The sequence below is a fragment of the Brytella acorum genome (assembly GCF_029309905.1).
GTDB lineage: Bacteria > Pseudomonadota > Alphaproteobacteria > Acetobacterales > Acetobacteraceae > Brytella > Brytella acorum.
Genome location: NZ_JARBJP010000002.1, coordinates 609,152 through 631,983, shown reverse-complemented (window position 1 = coordinate 631,983; position 22,832 = coordinate 609,152). Strand labels below are relative to the sequence as shown.

Genomic DNA, 22,832 nt, shown 5'->3' with positions numbered 1-22,832 from the left:
CGGGCCGCTCCAGACCCGACACATGGTTTCAACGTCAGCCAAACGAGCCATTAGCATGCGTGATCGCGATACCTACCTCGCGAAGCAGGGCGAACAGTCGGAGCATGGGCTCGAAAATCTCGTCATGTTCGCGGCGAAATCCCTGATTATCGCGTTGACCAACGGGTTCGTGGAAGTCCACCTCCGCGATATCCGCCCCCGATAACGGGAAAATTCGCTTCAGGTGTTCGATCGCGACCTCGACATCGAGACGAAGGATCATGGCGGTCATCGTCTCGCGGGAGATATTATCGCGAGGACTGAAATAGGGCACGCGCATCGCAAGCAGCCATATGCGCTCGATGAGTGCCGTACGGATGGCATGCAGCACACGTTCTTCGGCGCGCATGTGCGGCGCTTCTGGCCATACCATTCTGAGGCGAAGATGATCGGCCTGAAGACGGCGGGACATGGCGGGCAGTCGCGTCCAGAATGCCAGTCCTTCCAGAGACTTCGAAAGCTGCATGAAGCGACGCCGGGCTTCGTCAGTCGTCGCGTTCGCGGCGCGATCGAGCCATGTGCCTGGATCGAGAAGCTGAACGGTGGCGCGCAAAGCGTCGAGGTCGGAATGCGCGAGAGCCTGCCGCGCGAAGTCCAGTGCGAGATTGAAGCGGCGGCTGGAAGCCAGATTGATCTCGAAGCCATCCGTATGGCGCGACGCGGCCTCTCCCAGCCCATGCAGGACATTGGCCCAGTAACCGAGCTGCTGCAGGATCGCGTTGTTCGGTATGGCGCGTAGCTGACCCGGATGCGTGATGCGTGCCACGAGAGCGCCTTCCGTCTGACGGGCGGAGGGACGGGATCCGGACTTGTCGATCAGGGCTGGTCCGAACGCACCGAGAAGGGCCGCGTAACCTGGATCCGCGACGAGCGATGACATCGAGAGAGCGATCGTCGAGAAGAAGTCCGCCGAGAAATCCGGATCATCGTAAATCGGATCTGCGGAAAGCTTCGAAAGATCCCGCAATGTGTGCTCGGCGATCGTGGCGATCGTGGCTTCGGCAAGACGACGCGTGCCGAAAAGCGCGTATCCATCCGCGCCCTGAAAAGCGCTTTCTTCGCGCACTCGCACGCCCGCGTCGAGGAATTGGGCGGCCGTCTGGGGCGGGGAGAAATATTCCAGTCGCGCGGCGAGCGAGAACGGATGGCTTCCTCGACCTATGCTTTCGCCATGCGTGTCAAAAAAGACGACTTCCAGCTCTTCCATCCGATGTTTTCTGAGAAGCGCCAGAGCCTTGAGACGCAGTCGTTCGACGAGGTTGGTGGCCGCCAATTGCCCGATGTAACGGCCTGAATCCGAATACCCGAACTGAAGACATAGCTTTCCATTGGCGCGTAGATAATCCCGCCAGTGAGACGAGCGGAACGCTTCCTCGAGAATGGTTTCTCCGTGCTCGAGAGCCGATTGTGTTTCGAAAAGCGGGGAGATTTCAATCTGCTGATCGCGGATGCCGAAAAGTCGCGCGAGCCATAGCGTTGCCAGCAGCGTGAAGCCGCTTTCCGTTTCGGCGACCAGAAAGCGGATCGGTGTCGAGGCGTCGATATGCTTGAGGATCTGCGCCATCGTCATCATCAGACGCGCGGCAGACGACTGTTCGATCAGCATGGCGCCGAAATCGACATCCAGCGTGACACCTTCGTCAAGCGCGTCGTTGATCTGCGAAAGCACCACGCGACGATGGGCCGGAATCGCCGGATCATCCTCGATCCCCAGCCGCTGGCGCGCGGCGTTATAGATCTGGGTCGCGTTCAGGCGCGTATGGATATGTGCGAGCCCCAGCCCATGAGCCAGGAATGCCGCGCGCGCGGCCAGAAGCGGAGTACGCGCCGCATGGTCCACGGTCGCAATGGCCGTTTCAAACGCCGGAAGCAGCATCGCTGCATCCGTCAAAGCGTCATCACGGCGTGACACCAGGGTCGACGCAAAGGCAGCGATATTTTGCGGATCCGTCTTGTCGTGATGCGGCGCGGCGTCTTCCTGAACCCTGACGGCGTCGATGGCCGCTGCAACTTGAACCGCAAGTGGACTCTCGCTGCTCAGGAGAGGCTGAATCTGCTGCTGCAAGCGCTCAAGGTGCAGTCGCTTCAGTGTCAGGCGGATCCGGAGGGTATCCCACCACATGATGTCACTGCGACCATCAGTGTCGAACCCGACCCAGGTTGCCATCGTGATGGGAGAAGGCGCGAGAATTGTACCTGGCCAGCGTCGTCCGGCCTCGCGAAAAATGGCCGTATTATAAAGGTCGAGCGCGTCTCGACCCCGCTGGATGGCTGCGAGAGACAGGGACAGTTCGTCATCGAGGGTCGGAGGACGGTTGCGGCGATGCGTCGGCCATTCCGGAAGCGGATGGGTCGGGTCGTCGGCGATCGCTTCCATCGCGCGATAAACGCGATCCGACAGAGCAAAGGTCGGATGGGCGGTAAAGACTGCTGAAAAAGCCGGGCGTGACAACGTATCGGCAAGCGCCAGAGGCGTGCGGTGTGCCGCAACGAGACGCCCGGCCGCGGCCTCGAGACGTTCCTCCGGGGACAATGCCGTGTTCAGTCCGAGATAATCGCGAAGACGCATGGCGCGCGTGCGCAGCTCTGCATCTCGAAGATGCCGCACGGTCGCTTCGAGCGCGTCAATCGGCATCTGGCCATGCCGAAGGCTGTTGGCAATGTCGGCGCCCATGGCCTGGACGGGATCGGAAAGGCCACGACGACCGGCGGCAGCTTCTTCAAAGCCGCGCATGCGCTCGCAAAGCGCCTGAGTCTCGCTTTGAAGATCGGGCCGATCGGGAAGAGAATCAGGCAAGGGCGCCTCACGCGTCAGTTAGGTGTCAGGGTCGGAAGGATCGAATGCTCCTCCTATATTTTTCATGGAGTAGCGCACGGACGCAATCGCTTCCGCGCGATGAGTGCGCGACAGCGCGATAACGTGATGCTATCGGCAATGCGATGTCTGCTTTGCATGAACAGTCCCCCGTCTCCAAACATGGGAATTCCACGGAGCCATTGGCGGCACAGGCGGGTCGGGACGAACGTCGGGCTGCTGCCTATGTGTCCTCGCGACGCCTGGCCAACGGCCTGCTGGTGGGCATGGTCGGCCTGGTGGGGATGGCGACGGCCCTCCCGGCCTGGCGTATTGTCGAGGATAATGCCCTTTGGCAGATCCTGAGAGCCGGAGGGCGGGCAGGCGTCGTCGGCGGGCTGGCGGACTGGTTCGCCGTGACCGCTCTTTTCCGGCATCCGCTTGGCTTGCCCATTCCGCATACGGCGATCCTGCCGCGTCAGAAAGATCGCCTGGGTGACGCTCTTGGGCGTTTCATCTCCACGCAATTCTTCACCGATCACGAGATCGAGCGGGCGATCGACCGGATCGATCTCCCACAATGGCTGGCGCGGACATTGCGTGACCCGGCCAATACCGCCGCGCTTGGGCGCACGATCCGACAGATGATGCCTCCGATCATTTCTGTTCTCGAGGACGGAAAGGCATCGCTGGCTATCGAGCGCGCCCTTCCGGTGCTGCTTCAGGGAGAAGACACGGCGCGTCTCGTCGCGCGATCCCTGCGCGCGCTTGTGGATACCGAGCTTCATCAGGAAGTCCTGACGGTTCTGCTGGAATCCCTGAAGTCGGGGTTGCACGAGAAGGAGCCGGCGCTGCGGCAGTTCATTGAAGCCCGCGTGCGTGAACAGGGGGGGCGGATGGTCAGTTGGGCGATTGGCGGATCCGTTGCCAGTCGCGTGCTCGACGCGATCAACACGGAATTGTCCCGCGTCGATCCATCCGATTCGGTAGTACGAGAAGGCTTTACACGCTGGGCGCGCAAGGCGATCGACCGTGTCGAACGTGATCCCGAGCATCGCGGCAATCTGGTGGAAGCCTTTACGAACGTCTTGCAACACGAAAGTCTGCGGGCCTGGAGCGGCGAATTGTGGGCTCGGCTGCGTGACATGCTTCTGAAAGACCTGGCACGTGGCGACGGATGGAGTGAGACGGTCATCGCAGTCTCCATCGCGCGTCTTGCCGATGAGATCGCCGATGACACGGCACTACGTCACAAGATTGTGCGCGGCGCCAATGTCTGCGTCAGGAAAATGCTCCCGATGGCTCGCGAGAAACTGTCTCACTATATTTCCTCCGTGACACGCGGTTGGGATGAGAGAGAGTTTTCGGAGCGACTGGAGCAGCGTGTCGGACCCGACCTCCAGTATATCCGCGTCAATGGCACGCTCGTCGGCTTCCTTGCCGGTGCCGCCCTGGAAGTTCTTTCCCGGGGGTTTTTCGGCGTCATGCCTTGACGTGAGAAACGAGAGGGCGCATGTCCTGCCAATCAGGACTTTACAAGTCTGATATGGATTTGTTGATGTCTTGGATGCGCATTCGAAGGGACGCTTGATGCTCAGGCTGTCAAAACTTGCTGATTACGCGACGGTTCTGCTGGTGCAACTGGGCCGGCATGACGGTCTGGCCACGGCAACTCTGCTATCGGCCGAGACCGGTGTCCCGGAACCCACCGTGGCCAAGCTCCTCAAGGGGCTGGCAGCCGATCGTCTGATCGCGTCCCATCGAGGTGCGCGCGGCGGATACCAGCTCGCCCGTCCGTTGGATGAAATATCGGTCGCCGCGGTTATCCAGTCCGTCGATGGGCCGATCGCCATCACCGCGTGCGTTGAAAACCGCGCCGGGGACATGAAGGGGTGTGATGCCCAGGGGCTCTGTGCACTATCGGGTCAGTGGGATCCCGTGAACGACGCCATCCTGGAAGCACTCGAGGCAATTTCACTCGCGGATATGGTGCGCTCCCGGTCCGGGCGTGCTGCGAGTGGCTGCGCGGGACAAAATCTGTGCGCGGGGAAGGAGATCTGATGCCAGCCGTAACGGAAACACGTGATGCCGTCGAAACCCTAGGTGCATCGACTTACAAATGGGGCTTCGAGACCGATATCGAGATGGATATCGCGCCAAAGGGGCTGAACGAAGATACGGTCCGGTTGATCTCGGAGCGCAAGGCAGAACCCGCATGGATGCTCGACTGGCGGCTCAAGGCCTTCCGTGCCTGGCAGAAGATGGAAGAGCCGAGCTGGCAGAAGCCGCATTATCCGCCGATCGACTATCAGGATGCGCATTATTTCGCCCAGCCCAAGAAGAAGCCGGGACCGAAAAGCCTTGAGGAAGTCGATCCGGAACTGCTTCGCACCTATGAGAAGCTCGGCATTCCTCTCCACGAGCAGGCCATGCTTGCCGGGGTCGAGGCGCCGGAGGGAGACGTCCGCATGCCCGTGGCCGTCGACGCGGTCTTCGACAGCGTTTCCGTGGTGACGACCTTTCGCAAGACGCTCGAGGAAGCCGGGGTCATCTTCTGCCCGATTTCGGATGCCATCCGCGAGCATCCTGAGCTTGTTCAGAAATATCTCGGCAGTGTCGTGCCGGTGGGCGACAATTTCTTCGCGGCTCTGAACTCGGCGGTTTTCACGGATGGCTCCTTCGTCTTCGTGCCGAAGGGGGTTCGCTGCCCCATGGAGTTGTCCACATATTTCCGTATCAATGCCCGCAATACGGGGCAGTTTGAACGGACATTGATCATCTGTGAGGATGGGGCGTCCGTCTCCTATCTCGAAGGTTGCACGGCCCCCATGCGTGACGAGAACCAGCTCCATGCGGCCGTCGTCGAACTGGTCGCCATGGATGATGCGAGCATCAAATATTCAACCGTGCAGAACTGGTATCCCGGTGACGAAAACGGTCGTGGCGGCATTTACAACTTCGTGACGAAGCGGGGCGCATGCCGCGGCAGAAATGCCCGCATTTCCTGGACCCAGGTCGAAACCGGCTCGGCGATCACCTGGAAATATCCGTCCTGTATTCTGGCGGGAGAAGGGTCGGTCGGGGAGTTCTATTCGGTTGCGGTCACCAACAATCGCCAGCAGGCCGATACGGGAACGAAGATGATCCATCTGGGGGCGAACACGCGCTCCACGATCATCGCGAAGACCATTTCCGCGGGACGTTCAGACAGCACATATCGCGGGCTGGTGCGGATGATGCCCAAAGCGCGCAATGCACGGAATTTCACGCAGTGTGACAGCCTTCTGATCGGCGATCAGTGCGGTGCCCACACGGTTCCGTACATCGAGAGCCGCAATATGACGGCGCGGGTCGAGCATGAAGCGACGACCTCGAAGATTTCCGAGGATCAGCTGTTTTACTGTCGTTCGCGCGGGTTGTCGGAAGAGGACGCTGTTGGCTTGATTGTCAATGGGTTCTGCAAGGATGTTCTCAAAGAGCTTCCGATGGAATTCGCCGTAGAGGCGCAGAAGCTGCTGCAATTAAGCCTCGAAGGTAGCGTCGGTTAATAAGGCTTTGTTTATGAATGATTTTATGAAAATTTCCGGCCTTTGCGCGCAGATCGACGACAATGGCCTCCCGAAACCTATTCTTCGTGGCCTCGATCTGGAGATACCCAAAGGTCAGGTCCATGCGATCATGGGACCGAACGGGTCTGGAAAATCGACGCTGTCCTACGTTCTGGCGGGGCGCGACGACTATGAAGTCACCGATGGGTCAGTCGCATTTGACGGGCAGGATCTTCTGGCCATGAGCCCGGACGAGCGTGCGGCGGCAGGCGTATTTCTGGCTTTCCAGAGCCCGGTGGAACTCCCGGGCGTGAACAATGCAAATTTTCTGCGCACGGCCGTCAATGCTGTGCGGCGCGCTCGCGGTGAGGATGAACTGGATGCCGTCGCGTTCCTCAAAACCGTGAGAGCCGAAACGAAGCGGCTGCACATGTCTGACGAGATGCTCAAGCGCAACGTGAATGTCGGTTTCTCGGGCGGCGAGAAAAAGCGTAATGAAGTACTCCAGATGCGTATGCTGGCGCCCAAATTCGCCATCCTCGACGAGACGGATAGCGGTCTCGATATCGACGCCCTTCGAGTGGTTGCCGATGGTGTCAACAGCTTGCGCGGACCGGATTTCTCGGCGCTCGTGATTACCCACCATCAGCGACTGCTGGATTACATCCAGCCAGACCGTGTGCATGTCATGGCCAAGGGACGCATCATTCATAGCGGAGGCCCCGAGGTTGCGCGCCAGCTTGAGGCGCAGGGCTATGCCAAATATCTCGAGGCGGCGGCATGAGCAGCGGCGCCATCGCGAAAAAAACCGAAACACGCGCCCTTCAGAGCTTTCTGAAGCGTGCCGGGAAGAGCGCTGCCCTGCCTGTCCTGAAGAGCGAAGGGCTGCCGCATCGCGGCATCGAAGCGTGGCATTATACGTCGCTCCGGGTTCTCGAGGATCTAGACTTTGCCGAGGCGACGCCGCTCGGGGAGGTTGACGCGCAAGAACTGCTGCGAAACCTCGTTCCCGATCTGACCGACGGACCGCGCGTCGTTTTTGTGAACGGCTTTTTCATGCCGTCTCTTTCCAGCCTTCCCGCTGGCGTTACGGTCGTGGAGCGTGAAGCCGTATCGGCGGAAACACATCCGCTGACGGTGCTGAATGCGGCTCTGGGCCGCGGCGGCGTCCGTTTCCATGTCCCCGAAGGCGTCGATGCCGGCAATCTGGCGATCGTCAGCCTCTCATCCGCTGAACACCCGATCTCGACGCATTTGCGTCACGAGATCGCGCTCGCGCCAGGCGCTCGACTGACGTTGCTCGAAATCCATGCCGGTCAGGGCACTTATCTGTCGAACCCGGTCCTGCGATTTGATGTGTCCAAAGCGGCGTCAGTTCGTCACGTCAAGCTGCAAGCCGACAGCGATACGTCTTTCCATCTTGCTTTTGTCGAGGGCAATGTCGCGGAGGAGGGCACCTATGACAGCTTCACGCTGACGCTCGGTGGGCGTCTGGCGCGTCATGAAGTCCGGTGTGCGATGCGTGGTCTGCATGGCAACGTACACGTCAACGCGGCGCAGATCCTTGACGGAGAACGCCACGCCGACCTGACATCACGTATCACGCACGCAGCCCCGCACTGCAACTCGCGGCAGACGGTCAAAAATGTCATCACGGACGCGGCGCATGCGGTTTTCCAAGGTAAAATCGAAGTCGAGCGCATTGCGCAGAAGACGGACGGCTACCAGATGAATCAGGCGCTTCTGTTATCCGACAGGGCCCAGATCGACAGCAAGCCTGAGCTTGAGATTTACGCGGATGATGTGAAATGCAGCCATGGCGCCACGATCGGCGCTTTGGATGACGAGCAGCTTTTCTATCTGCGGTCTCGCGGCATTCCCGAGATCGAAGCCAAGGCCATTCTGGTCCGGGCCTTTCTCGGAGATGCCCTGGATCTCATCGTCGATGAGGGGCTGCGGAGCTGGCTGGACGCGCGGGTGGATGCCTGGTGGGCGAAACAGGTGAACTGATGGATGTGATGACGACGTCGTTCGATGTGACGCAGGTTCGTGCGCAATTTCCTATTCTGAAGGAAACCGTGCATGGCAAGCCGCTTGTATTTCTCGACAGCGCGGCTTCGGCGCAGAAGCCTGATTGCGTGATCGAGGCTATGGCGGACACGATGCGCCATCAATACGCGAATATTCATCGCGGCCTCCACTGGATGAGCGAACGCACGACCGAGGCCTATGAAGCCGCGCGCAGCGAAGCCGCGCGCTTCTTGGGAGCCCCGGACCGCCGCGAAGTCATTTTCGTGCGCAACAGCACGGAAGGCATCAACCTCGTCGCGCATAGTTTCGGCAGCCTGATGAAGCCCGGGCAAGCCGTCCTGATTTCGGAATTGGAGCATCACGCCAACATTGTACCGTGGCAGATGCTGCGCGACCGGGCCGGAATTGAACTGCGCGTCGCGCCTATCACCGATGACGGCGACATCGACGTCGATGCTTACGAGCGGCTGCTTGAAGATGGCAGGGTCGCCCTTGTCGCGATCACCCATATGTCGAACGTTCTCGGCACGATTACACCGGTCAGGACATTGGCGGGCATTGCCCATCGATATGGCGCACGGGTGCTGATCGACGGTTCACAATCCGCCGTTCATGCGGCGACGGATGTCGTAGCGCTCGACGCGGATTTCTTCGTATGCACAGGCCACAAACTCTACGGCCCGACCGGGATCGGCCTTTTATGGGGAAAAGCCGAACTGCTCGACGCCATGCCGCCCTTTCTCGGAGGGGGAGACATGATCCGAAACGTCACTTTCGAGCGAACGACATGGGCGGACCTGCCCAACAAGTTCGAGGCGGGGACACCGGCGATCGTTGAGGCCATTGGCCTGGGCGCGGCTTTGTCTTTTATGCGTCGTATCGGCATGACGGAGATTGGAGACCACGAGGCCACGGTTACGGGCTATGCGCTCGGGAGACTGCGTGAACTCGAATTTGTGCGGATAGTCGGTCGGCCCCGTCATCGTGGCGGCGTCATCTCGTTCCTATGCGAAGGCGCGCATCCGCATGATCTGGCGACCCTGCTCGATCAGCAGGGTATTGCGATCCGAGCTGGACAACACTGCGCGGAGCCTTTGATTCACCGTCTGGGGTTAACGGCCACCGCGCGCGCAAGCTTTGCTGTCTATACGACATGCGAAGAAATCGATGCGTTGGTGCACGGTCTCAAGCGCGCTCACGCAATTCTGGCTTGAGGAAAGACAAGATGTCCGAACCTGCTTCCCAGACTCTTTCTCCTCTTCAGGCGCTGGTTGAGACGCCACAGTCGGAACAAGCGACCGGTGCGCCGGATGAGGGACAGGTCATCGAGGCCATTGCATCCGTGTATGATCCGGAAATACCGGTCAATATTTACGAGCTTGGCCTGATTTACGCGATCGATCTGCATGAGGACGGGCGTGTTGGCGTGGAGATGACGCTTACGGCCCCGAACTGCCCAAGCGCGCAGGAACTGCCGCAGCAGGTTCGCGAGGCGATCGCAAAAGTCCCCGGCGTCAACGATGCCAAAGTTGAAGTTGTCTGGGACCCACCCTGGGACATGAGCCGCATGAGCGATGAGGCCCGTCTCGCCCTGAACATGTTTTGAAAACAAACGAGGAGCCGGATCATGTCTGACACAGCCACCACGTCATCGGGGACACCGGTTCGCCGGTCTTTGCCTTCCATGATGACCATGACGGATCGTGCCGCGTCCCGTCTGCGAACGTTGTATGACGGCGCGAACAAAGGGCAGATCCTGCGCATCGCTCTCGCATCGCGCGGTTGTTCCGGAATGTCTTACGAGATGGATTTCGTCGAATCCGCCTCTCCCACGGACGAAGAGATCGTCGATCACGGCCTGAAGCTGCTCGTCGATCGCAAGGCAACGCTGTTCCTGATCGGAACCGTGATGGATTATGAGATCAAAGATCTCGAATCAGGCTTCACCTTCACCAACCCCAACGAAAAAGGACGTTGCGGTTGTGGGGAAAGCTTCCACGTCTAAGGAGCAGCGGCCCCGTGCGCGCGGAAGGTTCCTAGAGCGCACCTTCCGTGTTCCTGGCAAGTTTTTTCAAACGCTTTGAATCTCGCGTGAATGTCACGACAGCTTCCACCTCGGCGGACCAGAGAAACTGATCGATGACGGTCCATTCAGCGACCTGATATCCCGATTCCGCCAGCCTGTGAGCGTCTTTGGTGAGTGCCGCCGGATTGCAGCTCACGTAAACCACATCCTTTACCTTGGCGGCGGCGATTTCCTCGATCTGGCGCGGCGCTCCCGTGTGTGGCGGATCGAGGACGACCACGCGTGCCGCCCCCAGATCCTTGGCGAGGACGGGCTGCCGGACCAGATCGCGTGTCTCGACGTCGAAACGCAATCCGACACGTCCCTTGCGCAGGGCCTTCACCGCTTCGGCGGAGCCCTCGTAAGCCAAAACCTTGGCCTTTTCGGCAAGAGGGCCGGTGAGAGTACCGCAACCCGCATAAAGCTCGACCACAAGATCTTTACGATTCAGCGGCGGAATTCCCGACATGACCGCCTGAACAATAGCGCGCTCTCCCGATTCGGACGCTTGCAGGAATACGGCCGGGGGAGGAGAAATTGTGAGCGGTCCGAAAACCTGCTGGACGGGCGCAATCTGGGCTACCGTTTCGTCGGTGCCGGTTTTTCCATCCAACGACCACGAAATACGGGGAATTTTGTAAAGACGGGCGAAGTTCGCCAGTTTGTTCCGATCGCTTGACGACAATTCCTGTAGAGTCGAGATCAGAATATCAGGCCCACTGGTCAGAAGGTTGATCTGAAGCGTGCCTTCGCCGGTCAGGGCGCCGAGACTGGCCAGAACGTCGCGCAGTGGCGCTAGAAGCGCAAAGAGCTTCGGATCGATCACGTCACACGACGTCATGTCCACAGGCGCTGCATTACGCCCGTGGAGGCCGATGACGATTCCGTCCGCGACACGGCGTACCGCCAGGTCCACGCGCCGCCGGGTTCTGGCAGCCGTCTGGAATGATCGGGGCAAAGGCAGCGCCGAAAAACCGGCGTCCCGGAGAGCACGTTCGACGCGCCCCATTTTCCAGTCGAGTAGGGCATCCGTCCGCAGTATTTGCAGTGAACATCCGCCACAAACGCCGAAGAGAGAACATATGGGCTCGATACGTGCCGGAGACGGCGTGACGATGGTATCCAGAATACCATCCTCGCGGATCCTCACGGTTTCGCCTGGCAGCGCTCCGGGAACAAAGAGAGTTTGCCCGTCCGCATGCACGATGCCATCGCCCGCGGCACCCAGGGCGACGATCGTTTCTTCCCGGAACATGGTCATGATGATGTCGGCCGTACGGCCTCAGGCCTCACCACGGTGCTGGACCGGACCCGAGCGACCGGCATCCCCATCCGCGGATGGGGTATTGCGGCGCGGCAGGAGCATGAAGGCCGGAGTTTCGGAACCGAAACCGGTCGCAGGGCCGTCGAGTTCGAAATCCTCGACGACAGCAACCCCATGACCTTTACGGCCATCATGACGACGGTCGTCCCGACGCCGCTCGTTGCGGGCAGGCGCCGCATGAGCCGGACGATCGTCGGTCCGGACGGGCACAGACTCCTCGCGCTCCGGGCGTGACTCACGATGGTCCGGTTTTTTCTCGGGCTTGACGCCATGACGGCCTGGCTTCGACCCACGGTCACGCGACGACGGTGGCCGTTCGTCGTCCGCGGCCCAGGGAAGGGTTTCGATGCCTTCGATCACGGGCTGGGCGATGGTTTTCTGGGTCAAGGCTTCGATCGCCTCGAGCAGCTTGTGCTGATAGGGGGTCGCCAGACTGAAAGCATGCCCCTGATTGCCCGCTCGTCCGGTGCGCCCGATCCGGTGTACGTAATCCTCGGCATGAAAAGGCAGATCGAAGTTGAAAACATGCGAGAGGCCGGAAACGTCGATCCCGCGCGCGGCGACATCCGAGCATACGAGGATCTTCAGTTCGCCATCCTTGAAGCGCTCAAGGGTCTTCGTTCGCACCGACTGCGGCAGGTCTCCATGAAGATGACCTACGGCAAAATGATGTTTATGAAGAGACTTGTAGAGCACATCGACGTCGCGCTTCCGGTTGCAGAAGACGATGGCGTTCTGGACGTTCTCATGACGGAGAAGCTTGCGCAGCGTGCGCCGCTTGTCATGCTCGTCGACAACCACGAGGGCTTCGTCGATCGTCTTGGCAACGGAAGACTGGCGGGCGACCGTGATTTCTTCCGGAAAATTCAGGAAGGCATCCGCGAGCTTGCGAATTTCCGGCGCCATGGTCGCGGAGAAGAACAACGTCTGACGCTCTTTGGGGAGCAGACTTACGATGCGCTCGATATCGGGAATGAATCCCATATCGAGCATACGGTCCGCCTCGTCGATGACCAGAAGGCGCGTCTGATTCAACAATAAGCCACCGCGCTCGAAAAGATCGATGAGGCGACCGGGTGTTGCGATCAGAACGTCAACACCCTGATTGAGAACCGCACGCTGATCCGCCATGCTCTCGCCGCCAATGAGCAGCGCGTGGTTAAGGCGCAGAAACTTGCCATAAAGCGAGAAATTTTCCGCGACCTGAAGAGCGAGTTCACGCGTCGGCTCAAGAATCAGGGAGCGCGGCATGCGGGCTCTGGCCCGCGATCCCGCCAGACGTTCGAGCATCGGCAACGTAAATGACGCCGTCTTGCCGGTTCCTGTCTGTGCGACGCCAAGAACGTCACGCCCCTGAAGCACGACGGGAATAGCAGTGGCCTGAATAGGGGTGGGGTGCTCGTAGCCCATTTCCGCAATGGCGCGCATGATGGGTTCGGAAAGACCAAGCTGCGAGAAAAGCGGGCGATTTTCATCCGGCAATTCTGCTGCGGCGGCATCGACAACCGTGACGATTTCGGCAGAAGCAGCGTCAGGTTTCGTATCGGCTTCAACAGGAAGGGCCGGGGACGTCAATTTTTCTGTCGGCTTGCGTCCACGACGCGTGCGGGACGTCGTCGCGGAGGCAACGTCAGGTTTCGCGTCATCGGCTGTCTTGATCGCGGCTTCCTTGCGGGGACGACCACGTTTTTTCTGCGTCGACTCCTCTGCCGTCGCTTCGACCGGAGCCTTTATTGCGACGACGCCTTTCGGCGGCCGGCCCGGACCCCGTCGTGAGGCGGACGCAGTTTTCGCTTTGGCAACCTTGCCTGTATCGGCGGATTCGGGTGTAGCCGGTGCTTCGCTCGGGACAGGTGCCTCAGCGCTCACGGCTTTGGAAGGACGACCCCGGCGACGCGGCTCTTTTGCGACCGTCATCTTTTCCGGGGTGGAGGTCTCTACTGCCTTCTCAACGTCCGAATTTGCGACATCCGAAGTCTTGCTCGGACGTCCCCGTCGGCTTGATGCGCCAGCCTTCACCGCGCTGGATGATTGCGTCTCGACAACTGGAGCAATTTTACGAGGACGCCCACGTCCACGACGAACGGTATTTTCGGGAGCAGAGGCTTCAACGGCGGCGTCTACGGAAAGCTGAGCAGAAGGCACGACCGGCACCTTGGGCGGACGTCCGCGCTTCCTGGGCGCGGAAACCTGAAGTGCCGTCGCGGATTCGGCAGACGAGGGAGCTACGACGGCGTTTCGTCGTGAAGTGCGGCGCGTACGCGGGGCGGGCACGTCTTCGGATACGGCATCCGAAGCCTCTGTCGGAATTGCGGGTGCCTTGCGTCCTCTGGAAGGGCGGGCGGTGGTGGCGGCTGCGTTGCTCTTGGGGCTCAAACTGCTCTCGAATGTCTGACTGGTGTCTGCAAGATTGATTCACGATCAAATCAAATCGCCATCGCACGCAGGCATGCGAGGCTGCCGGTGCCTGTGCGTTATCGGGAATCGCGCGATAACGCAAGTTTTAACAGGGAGAGACGTGTTCGGGGCGTTTCAGACGAGCGTCAGCGCAGCGAAAAAAGACGTGAGGATGCCGACGCCGGTCATCAGAAGAATGCGCTTGCGAATGGCGTCGAAAAGTGCGGGTTGCGGGCGAATGGCCCGACGTGCCGCGCGCAGGGGGCCGGAAATGATAGTTGCCAGCACGATCATCATGACGATCCCGAGCGCCTGCATGGCGTTGACCGTCCAGGGAACCGAGGCGAAGCCGCCGACATGGATGATCAGGAGCCAGCCGCTGATCAGGCAGACGGGTGCCACATGCATCAGAATGCGGCAGTAGCGGGAGTAGAGCTGAAGCAATATGTTCTGTCGCTGCGCCGCTTCGAGGAGGGACAGGCTGGATCGTGTCGTGAGAGTCACGAAAAGTCCGCCGCCAATCCAGTACGCCATGCTGAGAACGTGAGCAGCAAGGACCGCGCCCCACAAAATCATAGTCATCGAAAGGTAACTCCGGACGGCTTTCGGGATGGATCGGAGCGGTTCTCGTTTGTTCTGTATCATAGCGCAAGGGGACTCGCTCTGGTTGAGTGACCGCCGGAGTCGAAACTAAAGACGGAAAGAAGAGTGTCATGATGCATCAGCGCCAACTTTTGCTTCCCAGCCCTTCCGAATGTGGCGAGCTTGATAAAAGGGCGGCCTCCATCGTTCCCGTCAGTCGCCTTATGGAAAACGCGGGTCGTGCCGTGGCGCGCGCGGTGCGTCAGCATGCCGCGCCGTGCCGCGTCCTTGTGCTGTGCGGTCCGGGCAATAACGGCGGCGACGGCTATGTGGCGGCCCGTCATCTCATGCAGGCGGGTTGGTCCGTGACAGTGGCCGCGCTTGCCCCGCCGCGCGCGGGCGGCCCGGCGGCCGAAGCGGCTGAAAAGTGGACCGGACCGGTCGTTCCGTTCTCAGCATCCGAAGCTGGACGCGCCGATATCGTCATTGATGCTGTTTTTGGCGCCGGGCAAAACCGCCCACCTTCCGCTCAGATCGTGACCGTGCTGGCTGCAGCCCGGCGGATCATCGCCGTGGATATGCTGACCGGTGTGGACGGCGCAACGGGTGCGCTTCTTTGCGACCTGCCCGCGGCGGAAATGACCGTCACGTTCGTACGTCTCAAGCCAGGCCATCTTCTCTATCCGGGTCGCCAATATCTGGGTGAGGTTATCTGCGCTGACATCGGAATGCCTGAGGCGCTGATAGCGGAGATTTCGTGCCTTACATGGAGAAACGAACCCGGATTGTGGCGCGTGCCGGAAATGACGGCGGAAAGCCATAAATATACGCGCGGTGTCGTCAGTCTGTGTGCCGGCGCTTCCATGCCCGGCGCGGCGCGTTTGTCGGCGGCAGGCGCACGCGCCAGCGGCGCGGGACTTGTCCGCATCAGCGCGGGCGCACAGGCTGCCGCTTTCCGGCTTGGACCGCCGGGGCTTATCGTGGATGCCGAGCCTCTCTCTGAATTGCTTGAAGATGAACGTCGCAAGGTCTGGATCTGCGGCCCGGGTCTGACGACGGACGAGGTCGGCGAAGTTCTCCCGATGCTTCTCGATGCCGCAAGAACCGTTGTTGCCGATGCGGGGGCCTTGGGTTGGGCCGCCGGAAAGCCGGAAAAGCTGAAAGGCGTTGCGGCCATCACGCCGCATCTTGGCGAATTTACACGTCTTTTTGGCAAGCCCGGGAGCGATCGTCTGGGAGCGGCGCGTGAGGCGGCACATTTATTAGGCACAGTGGTCGTGCTGAAAGGACCGGACACCATCGTCGCTGCGCCCGACGGGCGGGCCGCTATCAACGCTCATGCGAGTCCGGCTTTGGCCACCGCCGGTTCGGGCGACACGCTCAGCGGCGTCATCGGAACGATGCTCGCCGCCGGAATGACTACCTGGGACGGATGCTGCGCGGGCGTCTGGATTCACGGCGAGGCTGGTTTGCGTAGTGGCGCATGGCCTATCGCCGAGAATTTCGACCAGCATCTCGGCGCGGCACGTGACGCGGCGATTCAGCTGGGCAAGTGACGAGCACAGCTTGGCAACGCGCGCGGGTTGATGTAAAGCCGCGCCCTTGAAAACCCGTTTTACGGGTGTGACGAACGGCGCGGGCGTGGTGGAATTGGTAGACACGCCAGATTTAGGTTCTGGTGGCGCAAGTCGTGGGGGTTCAAGTCCCTCCGCCCGTACCAAACGTCGCATGGCTTTACTGATATCCGCTGATCGCGGCGTGGCGCTGGCCTGCCCGGATAGGGGTGTCGAATGTTTCGTCCGGCTGTTTTAGGGGCGCGCGGGCTGCGAATATCGCGACCGTCGACCATCCGGAATTTCAACCCGTTCAAAGAGGACTGCCTGGCAGATGCAGGTTACGCAAACCCAATCCGAAGGTCTTAAGCGCGGCTTTACGGTTACCGTGCCAGCTGGAGATCTGGAGGCACGTCGTGCCGCTCGTCTCGCCGAGCTGGGCCGCACCATCAATCTGCCTGGCTTTCGCCCGGGGAAGGTGCCCGCTTCAGTCGTCCGGCAGCGCTTTGGTGCTTCCATCGACGGTGAGGTGATGGAGCAGGCCATCAATGAGTCCACGACGAAGCTGCTCGAAGACCAGAAGCTGCGCCCGGCGACGCAGCCTCGTGTCGAGTTTGTCTCCGGCGCGGACGGCAAGGGTGATCTTGAGTTCAAGGTCGAACTGGAAGTGCTTCCCGAGATCAAGGTCCCGGAACTCTCCGGTCTGAAGCTCACGCGTCTCGTCGCCAAGCCCAGCGAAGAGACCGTCAACAAGGCTCTTGCCGAGCTTGCCAAGCGTCAGCGCAGCTTCGATATCATTGAAGAAGTTCGCCCCGCGAAGCAGGGTGATGTGCTGAATGTCGATTTCGTGGGCAAGCTTGACGGCACCCCCTTCGACGGCGGTACGGCCCAGGACGTGAATGTCGAGATTGGCGGCGAGGGCTTCATTCCCGGCTTCGCCGAGCAGCTTGAAGAGATGAAGTCTGGCGAAGAGAAGGTCATCAATGTGACCTTCCCGGCGGACTACGCTGCCAAGGAACTGGCTGGCAAGGAAGCGACATTCGACATCAAGGCGAACGCGCTCAAAACCCCGGTCGATCCGGAGCTGGATGATGAATTTGCCAAAAAGATTGGGTTTGAGGGCATCGAGCAGGTCCGCGATCTGATCACTAAGCAGGCGGAGGGCGAATATGCCCAGCTGACACGTCTGCGTATCAAGCGTGAGCTTCTGGACATTCTGGCCGAAAAAACCGATTTCGAAGCCCCGCAGAGCATGGTTGACGCGGAATTCAACCAGATCTGGGCTCGCGTCGAGCAGGACCGCTCGAACGGCGAAATCGATGAAGAAGACGAAGGCAAGGACGACGAGACGCTCCGTGCCGACTATCGCAAGATTGCGGAACGCCGCGTCAAGCTGGGTCTGCTTCTGGCCGAGATCGGTCGAGAGAAGGAAATCACCGTAAGCCGTGAGGAATTGATTCAGGGCGTCCGCCAGGAAGCGACGCGCTTCCCTGGACAGGAGCAGGCCGTTTTCGAGTTTTTCGGCAAAAATCCGCAGGCCATGGATAGCCTCCGTGGCCCGATTCTCGAAAACAAGGTTGTCGATTATCTGATCGAACTCGGGGATGTCACGGAGAAAGAAGTGAGCCCCGAAGAGCTGGCGGAAATTCCTTCGGTCGAGTTCTGATCGACCGGTCATCGGCTCTGCCGAACCTCATGCGACTCCCGGAGCGAATTTTGACGAGACGCTTCTGGGAGTACATGGTGGCCATACCAATATGATGCAAATGCCCCTGTGCGACGTATCCATGTCGATGCGGGGTTGAATGGGAATGGAAGTGGCCATGTGGGATCGCGATCCCGTTGAAGTTTTCAACAACGCGCTGGTGCCGATGGTCGTCGAGCAGACTGCCCGGGGCGAGCGCGCTTTCGATATCTATTCGCGCCTGCTTCAGGAGCGCATCATCTTTCTGACGGGGCCTGTGTACGATCAGGTTGCCTCGGTGATTTCAGCTCAGCTGCTTTATCTCGAGAGCGTCAATCCTTCGAAGGAAATCTCCTTCTATATCAACAGTCCCGGTGGTGTCGTTTCCGCGGGCCTCGCGATTTACGATACGATGCAGTATATTCGCAGCCCCGTGAGCACCGTGTGTATCGGCCAGGCGGCGTCGATGGGATCCCTGCTTCTTGCAGGCGGCGAAAAAGGACACCGCTACTGTCTGCCCAATGCGCGTGTCATGGTACATCAGCCTTCGGGCGGCGCCCAGGGACAGGCATCGGATATCGAGATTCAGGCCCGTGAAATCCTGATCATCCGTCAGCGCCTGAACGAAATTTACCGTGAGCATACGGGACAGACGCTGGAAGACATCGAGCGCAAGCTCGAGCGCGACAGTTACCTTTCGGCTGAAGAGGCGCTTGCATTCGGCTTGATCGACAAGGTTGTCGAGCGTCGGCCCGAGACAGCAAGCTGAGCGCTCGACAATCGCCGGAGCATGCGACAAACGCGGCTCCGCATGCTGGAAATGTAATCCTAAAGACATATCGGGGTCTTGCCGAGCGTTTTGTGCTCGGCCTAAGAATTGATTCCCCCTGTCGGAGCCGGTTCTGGCCGACACCGCTGGGGAGGAGGAGTGGTGATGAACAGTAAGTCCGGCGATCCCAAGAACACTTTATACTGCTCGTTCTGCGGTAAATCGCAGCACGAGGTTCGGAAGCTCATCGCCGGTCCCACCGTGTTCATCTGCGACGAGTGCGTCGAACTTTGCATGGATATCATCCGCGAGGAGCACAAAACCCATCTCGTAAAGTCGCGGGACGGCGTACCCACGCCCAAGGAAATCTGTAAAGTTCTGGACGACTACGTGATTGGGCAGTTCCAGGCGAAGAAAGCGCTCTCCGTGGCGGTGCATAACCACTACAAGCGTCTGGCTTACGCACAGAAGAACAACGACGTCGAAATTGCGAAGTCCAACATCCTGCTGATCGGTCCCACCGGCTCCGGCAAGACGCTGTTGGCGCAGACGCTGGCGCGCATCCTCGACGTTCCGTTTACGATGGCCGATGCGACCACCCTGACGGAAGCCGGCTATGTCGGTGAGGACGTTGAGAACATCATCCTGAAGCTGCTCCAGGCTGCGGATTACAACGTCGAACGGGCACAGCGCGGCATCGTGTACATCGATGAAATCGACAAGATTTCGCGCAAGTCGGATAATCCCTCGATCACGCGCGACGTCAGCGGCGAGGGTGTCCAGCAGGCGCTCCTGAAGCTCATGGAAGGCACCGTCGCATCCGTTCCACCCCAGGGCGGCCGCAAGCATCCCCAGCAGGAATTTCTGCAGGTCGACACGACCAATATGCTCTTCATCTGCGGCGGCGCATTCGCGGGCCTGGACAAGATTATCAGTGCGCGCGGCAAGGGATCGGGCATTGGCTTCGGGGCGGAGGTTCGGGATCCGGAAGATCGGCGTCTGGGAGATATTCTCCAGAACGCCGAGCCCGAGGATCTGTTGAAGTTCGGTCTGATCCCCGAGTTCATCGGTCGTCTGCCCGTGATCGCAACGCTGACAGACCTCGACGAAGAGGCTCTGATCGAGATTCTGAGCAAGCCCAAGAACGCGCTCGTGAAGCAGTATCAGAGACTTTTCCAGATGGAAGGCGTGCAGCTGACCTTCACGGACGATGCGCTGCAGCAGATCGCCCAGCGAGCCATCGCGCGCAAGACCGGAGCGCGCGGCTTGCGGTCCATCATGGAAAACATTCTGCTCGGCACGATGTTCGACCTGCCAGGGCTCGATTCCGTCGAGGAAGTGGTCATCAACCGTGATGTCGCGGAAAACAAGGCGACGCCGGTTTATGTTCACGGAGCGGGAAAGAAGGCTCTGCCGACGGAGCAGTCCGCCTGATCGGGGGCGGCATTCTGGCGGCACTCCTTGCGGAATGCCGCCTCACGTCACACATAACAAGTCTGAACACGGCACGAACACATGGTGTTTGTCGCCATGGCGGAGCGCACGCCATGAACGGGTGCGCCTGCCTGGATCGTCCCTGGGGAGATCATGACCATGACTGAAGACAGTAAACATACGGCGCCTGATGGCGTATCCAAAGCAGCGATGACGGATCATGGCAACATGGCGGTACTACCGCTGCGTGATCTGGTCGTATTTCCGCACATGATCGTCCCGCTTTTCGTTGGACGCGAAAAATCGGTTCGCGCCCTCGAGGCCGTGACGCGCGAGGATCGTCAGATCCTTCTGGTCGCGCAGAAGAATGCGTCTCAGGATGATCCGGCACCTGACGATATATATCGTTTCGGCACTGTTTCGACGATTCTGCAATTGCTGAAGCTTCCTGACGGCACGGTCAAGGTGCTTGTTGAAGGAGTGCGCCGGGCTCGTATCAAAAACCTTCTGGATGTCGACGGACATTTCGAAGCCGAGATTGAAGACGTGCAGGATGAAGACGCTGCGGGCAGCGAAGTCGAGGCGTTGGGCCGAACGGCCGTTTCGCAGTTTGAGCACTATATCAAGCTCAACAAGAAGATCGCGCCTGAAGTGATGGTATCGCTCAACCAGATTGAGGACAGTTCCAAGCTGGCGGATACGGTTGCGAGCCATCTCAATCTCAAGATTTCGGAGAAACAGGAGATCCTTGAAGCCGTCTCCGTAGCCCGACGCCTTGAGAAGGTATTTACCCATATGGAGCAGGAAATCGGCGTCCTGCAGGTGGAGAAGCGGATCCGCAATCGCGTCAAGCGTCAGATGGAAAAGACACAACGCGAATACTATCTCAACGAACAGCTCAAAGCGATCCAGAAGGAACTCGGTGAGGGTGAGGACGGCCGTGATGAAACGGCCGAGATCGAAGAGAAGATCAAGAAGACGCGTCTGAGCCGTGAGGCGAAGGAAAAGGCCGTCGCGGAGCTGAAGAAACTTCGAGGCATGAGTCCGATGTCGGCTGAATCGACGGTCGTGCGGAATTACCTCGACTGGATTTTAAGCATACCCTGGAAGAAACGTTCCAAAGTTTCTCGCGATTTCAATGCCGCCGAGGAGATTCTTGAGACCGAGCATTACGGGCTCGAAAAAGTCAAAGAGCGTATTCTGGAATATCTGGCGGTGCAGACCCGTTCCCAGAAGGTCAAGGGGCCTATTCTGTGCCTCGTCGGTCCCCCAGGCGTCGGCAAGACGTCCCTGGCGCGTTCGATCGCCCGTGCCACAGGTCGTCACTATGTGCGTATGTCGCTCGGCGGCGTGCATGACGAGTCCGAAATTCGCGGTCATCGGCGGACGTATATCGGTTCGATGCCAGGCAAGATTATTCAGGGCATGAAGAAGGCGAAGACCTCCAACCCCCTGTTCCTCCTGGATGAGATCGACAAGCTGGGCTCCGACTGGCGCGGCGATCCGGCCTCGGCACTTCTCGAGGTTCTGGACCCCGAGCAGAATTCGACGTTTGCGGACCACTATCTGGAAGTCGACTATGATCTTTCCGATGTGATGTTCGTGACGACGGCCAACAGTCTCAATATGCCTCAGCCTTTGCTGGACCGCATGGAGATCATCCGGCTGTCGGGCTACACAGAAGACGAGAAAGTCGAGATTGCTCGACGCCATCTGGTCGGCAAACAGGCGGAAGCCCATAATCTTAAGCCACAGGAATGGTCGATCAGCGACGACGCTCTGCGCGATCTCATTCGCTATTACACCCGCGAGGCCGGCGTTCGCAGCCTCGAGCGCGAAATCGCCAAAATCGCGCGCAAGGTCGTGAAGCAAATCGTGACGAGCGAAATTGGCACCGTCGCGGTCACGCCGGATAACCTGGGGGTCTACGCGGGCGTTCGCCGCTTCCGTCACGGTGAGACGGAGACCGAGGACATGGTGGGCGTCGTGAACGGCTTGGCCTGGACGGAAGTCGGCGGAGAAATCCTGACGATCGAAAGCGTCATGGTTCCCGGCAAAGGTGCCTTCAAGAATACGGGCAAGCTTGGGGACGTGATGAAGGAGAGCGTTTCCGCGGCGCTGTCCTACGTCCGATCCCGAGCGACGACTTTCGGAATCAAGCCATCTCTGTTCGAGAAGCGCGATATCCATGTGCACGTCCCCGAAGGCGCGACACCGAAAGACGGGCCGTCGGCTGGAGTGGCGATGGCGACGAGCATCATCAGTGTCATGACCGGAATTCCTATCCGGCGCGACGTAGCCATGACCGGTGAAATCACGCTGCGGGGCCGCGTGCTTGAGATCGGCGGTCTCAAAGAGAAGTTATTGGCGGCGACGCGGGCAGGGATCAAAACGGTCTTCATTCCGCGCGACAACGAGAAGGATCTTGCGGAGGTGCCTGATAATGTGAAAAAGGCACTCCATATCATTCCGGTCTCGCATGTTGATCAGGTCCTTGCCGGCGCGCTGACACGCCAGCCCGAAGCCATCGAATGGGATGAAGAAGCCGAGGCGTTGGCGGCGGCGCGTGCCGCGGCGGCTCCCGCGGCACAACTGCCTCACTAAATGGTTAA

Annotated in this window: 18 protein-coding genes and 1 tRNA gene; 15 read left to right on the top strand and 4 right to left on the bottom strand. The window is 59.8% G+C overall.

Features of this window, described 5'->3' with window-relative positions; all coding sequences use genetic code 11:
• Positions 1-34: 34 nt before the first annotated feature.
• Positions 35-2,836, bottom strand: coding sequence for a phosphoenolpyruvate carboxylase (locus PWM43_RS06220; RefSeq protein ID WP_289841678.1), 2,802 nt, complete (start codon positions 2,834-2,836; stop codon positions 35-37).
• Between the two features lie 143 nt (positions 2,837-2,979).
• On the opposite strand from PWM43_RS06220, the gene PWM43_RS06215 reads away from it, so the two are divergent.
• The 8 genes from PWM43_RS06215 (at position 2,980) to PWM43_RS06180 (ending at position 10,417) form a co-directional block, all read left to right on the top strand.
• Positions 2,980-4,326 carry a DUF445 domain-containing protein gene (locus PWM43_RS06215; RefSeq protein ID WP_289841677.1) on the top strand — a complete coding sequence of 449 codons (1,347 nt, stop codon included), beginning with the start codon at positions 2,980-2,982 and terminating at the stop codon, positions 4,324-4,326.
• 97 nt (positions 4,327-4,423) lie between these two features.
• Positions 4,424-4,894: an SUF system Fe-S cluster assembly regulator gene (locus tag PWM43_RS06210; RefSeq protein ID WP_289841676.1), complete on the top strand. Its 471-nt coding sequence runs from the start codon at positions 4,424-4,426 to the stop codon at positions 4,892-4,894.
• Complete coding sequence (gene sufB / locus PWM43_RS06205; protein WP_289841675.1) at positions 4,894-6,381, top strand: Fe-S cluster assembly protein SufB; 1,488 nt, start codon at positions 4,894-4,896, stop codon at positions 6,379-6,381. Before PWM43_RS06210 ends, sufB begins: the two co-directional genes overlap by 1 nt.
• A 13-nt stretch (positions 6,382-6,394) precedes the next feature.
• Positions 6,395-7,165: a Fe-S cluster assembly ATPase SufC gene (gene sufC / locus PWM43_RS06200; RefSeq protein WP_289841674.1), complete on the top strand. Its 771-nt coding sequence runs from the start codon at positions 6,395-6,397 to the stop codon at positions 7,163-7,165.
• Positions 7,162-8,391, top strand: coding sequence for a Fe-S cluster assembly protein SufD (gene sufD / locus PWM43_RS06195; RefSeq protein WP_289841673.1), 1,230 nt, complete (start codon positions 7,162-7,164; stop codon positions 8,389-8,391). Before sufC ends, sufD begins: the two co-directional genes overlap by 4 nt.
• Positions 8,391-9,626 carry an aminotransferase class V-fold PLP-dependent enzyme gene (locus PWM43_RS06190; RefSeq protein WP_289841760.1) on the top strand — a complete coding sequence of 412 codons (1,236 nt, stop codon included), beginning with the start codon at positions 8,391-8,393 and terminating at the stop codon, positions 9,624-9,626. Before sufD ends, PWM43_RS06190 begins: the two co-directional genes overlap by 1 nt.
• A gap of 11 nt (positions 9,627-9,637) precedes the next feature.
• A complete protein-coding gene (locus PWM43_RS06185) occupies positions 9,638-10,018 on the top strand; it encodes an SUF system Fe-S cluster assembly protein (protein WP_289841672.1) in 381 nt (126 codons plus the stop codon).
• Between the two features lie 21 nt (positions 10,019-10,039).
• Entirely contained in the window at positions 10,040-10,417 is a 378-nt protein-coding gene (locus PWM43_RS06180) for a HesB/IscA family protein (RefSeq protein ID WP_289841671.1), read from the top strand.
• 31 nt (positions 10,418-10,448) lie between these two features.
• Here the strand turns inward: PWM43_RS06180 and PWM43_RS06175 are convergent, their stop codons facing one another.
• Entirely contained in the window at positions 10,449-11,738 is a 1,290-nt protein-coding gene (locus PWM43_RS06175; RefSeq protein WP_289841670.1) for a class I SAM-dependent RNA methyltransferase, read from the bottom strand.
• A gap of 21 nt (positions 11,739-11,759) precedes the next feature.
• Complete coding sequence (locus PWM43_RS06170) at positions 11,760-13,718, bottom strand: DEAD/DEAH box helicase (protein WP_289841669.1); 1,959 nt, start codon at positions 13,716-13,718, stop codon at positions 11,760-11,762.
• A 331-nt stretch (positions 13,719-14,049) separates the two neighbouring features.
• Between PWM43_RS06170 and PWM43_RS06165 the strand changes: the two genes are divergently transcribed.
• Entirely contained in the window at positions 14,050-14,196 is a 147-nt protein-coding gene (locus tag PWM43_RS06165) for a hypothetical protein (RefSeq protein ID WP_289841668.1), read from the top strand.
• A 137-nt stretch (positions 14,197-14,333) separates the two neighbouring features.
• On the opposite strand, the gene PWM43_RS06160 is transcribed toward PWM43_RS06165, so the two are convergent.
• The gene (locus tag PWM43_RS06160) at positions 14,334-14,780 is read right to left on the bottom strand and encodes a hypothetical protein (RefSeq protein ID WP_289841667.1); all 447 of its coding nucleotides are present in this window, start codon (positions 14,778-14,780) and stop codon (positions 14,334-14,336) included.
• Positions 14,781-14,911: 131 nt separating this feature from the next.
• Between PWM43_RS06160 and PWM43_RS06155 the strand changes: the two genes are divergently transcribed.
• The 6 genes from PWM43_RS06155 to lon all read left to right on the top strand — a co-directional run bounded on the left by PWM43_RS06155 (position 14,912) and on the right by lon (position 22,824).
• A complete protein-coding gene (locus PWM43_RS06155; protein ID WP_289841666.1) occupies positions 14,912-16,336 on the top strand; it encodes an NAD(P)H-hydrate dehydratase in 1,425 nt (474 codons plus the stop codon).
• A 79-nt stretch (positions 16,337-16,415) separates the two neighbouring features.
• Positions 16,416-16,500 (top strand) — tRNA-Leu (locus tag PWM43_RS06150).
• 167 nt (positions 16,501-16,667) lie between these two features.
• The gene (tig, locus tag PWM43_RS06145) at positions 16,668-17,999 is read left to right on the top strand and encodes a trigger factor (RefSeq protein ID WP_289841665.1); all 1,332 of its coding nucleotides are present in this window, start codon (positions 16,668-16,670) and stop codon (positions 17,997-17,999) included.
• Positions 18,000-18,156: 157 nt separating this feature from the next.
• Positions 18,157-18,786: an ATP-dependent Clp protease proteolytic subunit gene (locus PWM43_RS06140; RefSeq protein WP_289841664.1), complete on the top strand. Its 630-nt coding sequence runs from the start codon at positions 18,157-18,159 to the stop codon at positions 18,784-18,786.
• Between the two features lie 165 nt (positions 18,787-18,951).
• Positions 18,952-20,220 carry an ATP-dependent Clp protease ATP-binding subunit ClpX gene (gene clpX, locus PWM43_RS06135; protein ID WP_289841663.1) on the top strand — a complete coding sequence of 423 codons (1,269 nt, stop codon included), beginning with the start codon at positions 18,952-18,954 and terminating at the stop codon, positions 20,218-20,220.
• Between the two features lie 210 nt (positions 20,221-20,430).
• Entirely contained in the window at positions 20,431-22,824 is a 2,394-nt protein-coding gene (lon, locus tag PWM43_RS06130) for an endopeptidase La (RefSeq protein WP_289841759.1), read from the top strand.
• Positions 22,825-22,832: the final 8 nt, after the last annotated feature.

Excerpts from the sequence above, each read along its gene's own strand:
- PWM43_RS06155 (WP_289841666.1), top strand. The coding sequence starts at position 14,912 with ATGATGCATCAGCGCCAACTTTTGCTTCCCAGCCCTTCCGAATGTGGC.
- clpX (WP_289841663.1), top strand. The coding sequence starts at position 18,952 with ATGAACAGTAAGTCCGGCGATCCCAAGAACACTTTATACTGCTCGTTC.
- lon (WP_289841759.1), top strand. The coding sequence starts at position 20,431 with ATGACGGATCATGGCAACATGGCGGTACTACCGCTGCGTGATCTGGTC.
- tig (WP_289841665.1), top strand. The coding sequence starts at position 16,668 with ATGCAGGTTACGCAAACCCAATCCGAAGGTCTTAAGCGCGGCTTTACG.
- PWM43_RS06210 (WP_289841676.1), top strand. The coding sequence starts at position 4,424 with ATGCTCAGGCTGTCAAAACTTGCTGATTACGCGACGGTTCTGCTGGTG.
- PWM43_RS06185 (WP_289841672.1), top strand. The coding sequence starts at position 9,638 with ATGTCCGAACCTGCTTCCCAGACTCTTTCTCCTCTTCAGGCGCTGGTT.
- sufB (WP_289841675.1), top strand. The coding sequence starts at position 4,894 with ATGCCAGCCGTAACGGAAACACGTGATGCCGTCGAAACCCTAGGTGCA.
- PWM43_RS06175 (WP_289841670.1), bottom strand. The coding sequence starts at position 11,738 with ATGACCATGTTCCGGGAAGAAACGATCGTCGCCCTGGGTGCCGCGGGC.
- sufD (WP_289841673.1), top strand. The coding sequence starts at position 7,162 with ATGAGCAGCGGCGCCATCGCGAAAAAAACCGAAACACGCGCCCTTCAG.
- PWM43_RS06170 (WP_289841669.1), bottom strand. The coding sequence starts at position 13,718 with ATGACGGTCGCAAAAGAGCCGCGTCGCCGGGGTCGTCCTTCCAAAGCC.
- PWM43_RS06190 (WP_289841760.1), top strand. The coding sequence starts at position 8,391 with ATGGATGTGATGACGACGTCGTTCGATGTGACGCAGGTTCGTGCGCAA.
- PWM43_RS06160 (WP_289841667.1), bottom strand. The coding sequence starts at position 14,780 with ATGACTATGATTTTGTGGGGCGCGGTCCTTGCTGCTCACGTTCTCAGC.
- sufC (WP_289841674.1), top strand. The coding sequence starts at position 6,395 with ATGAATGATTTTATGAAAATTTCCGGCCTTTGCGCGCAGATCGACGAC.
- PWM43_RS06215 (WP_289841677.1), top strand. The coding sequence starts at position 2,980 with ATGTCTGCTTTGCATGAACAGTCCCCCGTCTCCAAACATGGGAATTCC.
- PWM43_RS06140 (WP_289841664.1), top strand. The coding sequence starts at position 18,157 with ATGTGGGATCGCGATCCCGTTGAAGTTTTCAACAACGCGCTGGTGCCG.
- PWM43_RS06180 (WP_289841671.1), top strand. The coding sequence starts at position 10,040 with ATGTCTGACACAGCCACCACGTCATCGGGGACACCGGTTCGCCGGTCT.